The sequence below is a fragment of the Microcystis sp. M090S1 genome, from assembly GCF_020246295.1.
Taxonomy (GTDB): Bacteria; Cyanobacteriota; Cyanobacteriia; order Cyanobacteriales; family Microcystaceae; genus Microcystis; species Microcystis aeruginosa.
Map to the genome: position 1 here is coordinate 1 of NZ_JADBTF010000135.1, position 3,782 is coordinate 3,782.

Consider the following 3,782-nt stretch of genomic DNA (forward strand, 5'->3'; position numbering starts at 1 on the left):
CGGGGGTTATAAGGGATGGAACCCTTATCTAGAAAGGAATTTAGCGATTATTGTCAATTGTTTTTTATCTAGAGCGAACTAATCAATTAAGTCTCTTGCCAGATAAGGATTTAGTCGATTTATGTCCCCCTATCGAACCATAACAAGTAACGAAGAGCCAGGAATGTCTCCAGCTGATATGTGGATTGAATACGCCAAAGAATTCCTGGGAGAAACTAGCTATCTAAGCAATAACAAGGTTGTGATTAATTACAATCTATGGTTTTCTGATATTAGTTATCGCCGAAAAATTTCCGCCGCTCTTAATCTAGAGTTTTCTGATGCTGGCTTAAATTATGTTAGTAGTTATGGTGGTGGCAGTTCCTTTGAACAGCAGAACTTTACTGGCAATGCTCAACAGATGGATGTGACTAATCGCTGGAAACTATTTCTTGACAATGACGAGTTTTTGAAGTTAATCAAAAATGATGAGCTTTTACACTATTCCGAAAAAATCTTTGGTAAGCTTCCCGATACCGAGTTAATTTATCTTGGGGCTAATAGATGATAGTTATAATAATACCAAATCCGGTTATTAAAAACTGATTATTTATTTCCCCTTTTGCCTCTTGCCTATTGCCTCTCCTCATAAGTAGCCTATACTCAACGGATTTAGTATAACTGAATAACTGATACAAAATCCTGTTTAAAAGGTATGGGAGAGTGGGAATTAGTAATTAGGAATTAGTAATTAGGAATTATGTAGGTAGGTGTTAAAAATTGTCAGATTCCCCCCTGATCAAGGGGGGACAATTTGGGTGCATCTCAATTGATGGTATAGTAGTCGTTACTGCTATGTGATGATAGTAGTTACTACCGTCGTACCGTCTTTTTTCTTTTCTATTTTTTGTTCGACTTTATCTTTATCTTTTCCGCATCCGCCCATGATATTTCGGTAATCGTATTCTGTAATATCTTGAACTTGATCGTATTCTGAATTGACAAGAACCAAATCAGTAATTTGAAGTTGGGACATTGGAATTATACTCCTAATTAAGAAAAAAGTAGTTGGTTTGAGATTGGGTTTACCTCACTCATCTGTTCCTAGATTAATCGCTCTCCCAGCAGATGACAACCCCCTGGAAGGATGATTTTTGAACATAATTCTAGTATTTTATGTTCAATTTTCAAGGACAGTCCCCAACGAGAAAATAAGGGTTTCCGGTTATTTCGCCAGCAACTTTGAGATGAAAACTGAGTTTTGCCCCCTAAATCCTGAACATAAATCAACTATTTATGTGTTTCCATTCAATTAATTTCTAAGCGCGAGACCACGGTGCGCCCCTACCATTGGCGCGATAATATGATCGTAGGGGCGAATTGCATTCGCCCTCTTCAAAAACCTGGCATTTTTATTGGCGATCGCAAAGCTCTTATTCATCGGCCCGCGTCCTGTAGGGGCGAAGCATTCGGGCACAAGGGACTTGCGCTTTGATAACGTACCTTTTGGGCGAACGCAGTTCGCCCCTACATTGTGGACAAAATCCGTTACCGTAGGGGCGCCAGGAACCTGCGCCCTCCGATCGATCAGGTTTGCTGATCACCCTAATTAGGGTTTGCGGCAAAAAGGTTTTCGTGGGGGCAGGGTGTGGGGTGTAGGTTTTTACCCATTTTCATCTGGTAAATTACCTAATTTTCAGGGAAAAAGTCCCGGAATTTTACCCCCGATCACTGCAAGGGTCAGCACTTTTTGAGGAAAAAAAAGTCTAAAAGTCTTATCCAACAAGGTTTTTAGATTTATTCAGCAGACCCTACTTAAGCGGTTAAATCGATTAACTTTTGTTTTAAAGTTTCCAATCCTAGCCGACGAATAGCCGAGATAAAAACAGCTTGGGGATATTTTTCCTTAGCTATTTCCAAATCGTCGCTTTTTACCTGATCCAACTTATTAAACACCATTAACATTGGACCAGTTTGAATCGGCATCTCCGAGAGGATTTTTAACACCGAGGCAATCTGACTTTCCCAAGCTGGATGGGAGAGATCCACCAGATGGAGTAATGCTTCTGCTTCCGTTACTTCCTCTAAAGTTGCCCGAAAAGCATCCACCAGCGAGGGGGGTAATTCGTGGATAAAACCCACCGTATCGGTTAGTAAAAGGGTGTGAGAGACTTGGGTGAGGGGATCGGTAATAGTTAAGCGTCGGGTGGTGGGATCGAGGGTAGCAAACAGTTGATCGGCGGTATAAACTTCGGCAGCGGTGAGAGCATTAATTAAAGTAGATTTTCCCGCATTGGTGTAACCGACGATCGCCACACTGGCTACATCTTGTTTTTGCCGTTGTTTGCGTAAACGGGAACGATGAGCTTGCAGTTGATCCACCTCATCCTGGAGACGGGATAAACGACGTTGAATAGTTCGGCGTTCTGTTTCTAATTTTGTCTCCCCCGGTCCGCGAGTGCCAATTCCTCCCCCCAATCTCGACATGGCTAACCCGCGCCCAGTGAGACGGGGTAAAGTGTATTCTAATTGGGCTAATTCTACCTGTAGTTTACCCGCTTGGGATTGGGCCCGTTGGGCGAAAATATCCAAGATCACCTCGGTGCGATCGACCACTCTCACCCCGATTTGGTTCTCTAGATTGCGAATTTGGGCGGGAGAAAGGTCGCGATTGAATACAACTAAATTAGCCCCCGAAGTTTGCACCTGTAGGGCGATTTCTGCCACTTTTCCCGAACCGATCACTGTTTGCGGATGGGGATGATCCCGTTTTTGTCGGGTGACTTGCAAAACTTTGCCCCCGGCGGTATCAACTAAACGTTCTAATTCGCTTAAACCGTCCTCGAACTGGCGATCGCTAATACCGTCGGTGATTAAACCAACCAATAGCACCCGATCTTCGGCTGTATCAACGGTTATAGCGGTAAATTCTCGCTGAAACTCCGCCTCTAGTCCTTCCACTAACTCTAAAAAGTCCTGTTTGCTTAAATCCTCTAGATTTAAGGGAGGGGAGACAGACCAGTATATATTACTATTGACATTTGTTTGACTTTGTGGTATGAGATGCGCCAGATAGACTTGCTCCACATAACCGGTCGCCCCACCACCGCGACGGATCATGCCTGTACCGGTTAATGTTAAGATCACCAGCGCGTCTAATCTTTGCAAAGCCATGGCGGTTAAACTGGATTCTTTTGGCGGTTCCTGCTTGAGTTCCGTGGCGATACAACGAATTCCGCAAAGACGTTCGGAACCGTAGCGGGGTAGTTCCAAGAGAGAAAATTGGGTTTGTCGGGGGGTTCCCACTCCCACACGAATTACCTGGCCGCGACGGTTGATATAGGTGCAGAGGGGTTGATGGATATCGGTACTGATAGCCGCCAGTCTTTGGGCGAATTCTGGGGTGGTGAGAGTATCAATAGGCAAGCGTTCATGGTACAGCCTTTGTAGCTGTTTCATCTGACTGGCTTTCAGTCCCTGGGTATTGCCGAAGATGGTATCGATAGGCTTTCCTCGCAATTAGGATTTTATATATTATTGTAGCGATTATGAGACTCGCTGCTCCTTGAGGGCGTTTCTCATCAAGATGAAGTGTAACCTAATTTGGTGCTGATTCAGAAGTAGTGATGACGGCTTAACGCTTTACCGAAAAATTGGGTTTAAAGCCTCGCCCTTTGAGGGCGACTTCTGACTGACGGACACATTTTTCAATACAAAGACAAGTACTGTTATGTGAAAGCCTCAAACTCCTGAATAAAAGAAAAGGTAATTTTGCCATAATAATCCTGACGAGCTTTGCGAGA

The 3,782-nt window shown here is 43.8% G+C and carries 3 protein-coding genes; 1 reads left to right on the top strand and 2 read right to left on the bottom strand.

What is annotated here, in order from left to right; translation table 11 throughout:
- Window positions 1-163 precede the first annotated feature (163 nt).
- Window positions 164-547, top strand: a complete 384-nt coding sequence (locus tag IM477_RS06135) for a hypothetical protein (RefSeq protein WP_287730932.1) — start codon at window positions 164-166, stop codon at window positions 545-547.
- 285 nt (window positions 548-832) lie between these two features.
- Here IM477_RS06135 and IM477_RS06140 read toward each other — a convergent pair whose 3' ends face one another.
- On the bottom strand, window positions 833-1,015 hold the full coding sequence (locus tag IM477_RS06140) for a hypothetical protein (RefSeq protein ID WP_287730933.1): 183 nt from the start codon (window positions 1,013-1,015) through the stop codon (window positions 833-835).
- Between the two features lie 779 nt (window positions 1,016-1,794).
- Complete coding sequence (gene hflX / locus IM477_RS06145; protein ID WP_287730934.1) at window positions 1,795-3,498, bottom strand: GTPase HflX; 1,704 nt, start codon at window positions 3,496-3,498, stop codon at window positions 1,795-1,797.
- Between the last annotated feature and the right edge of the window lie 284 nt (window positions 3,499-3,782).

What these genes read in the sequence shown, in the direction of transcription:
- IM477_RS06135 (WP_287730932.1), top strand. Translation starts at nt 164, where the DNA reads ATGTCTCCAGCTGATATGTGGATTGAATACGCCAAAGAATTCCTGGGA.
- IM477_RS06140 (WP_287730933.1), bottom strand. Translation starts at nt 1,015, where the DNA reads ATGTCCCAACTTCAAATTACTGATTTGGTTCTTGTCAATTCAGAATAC.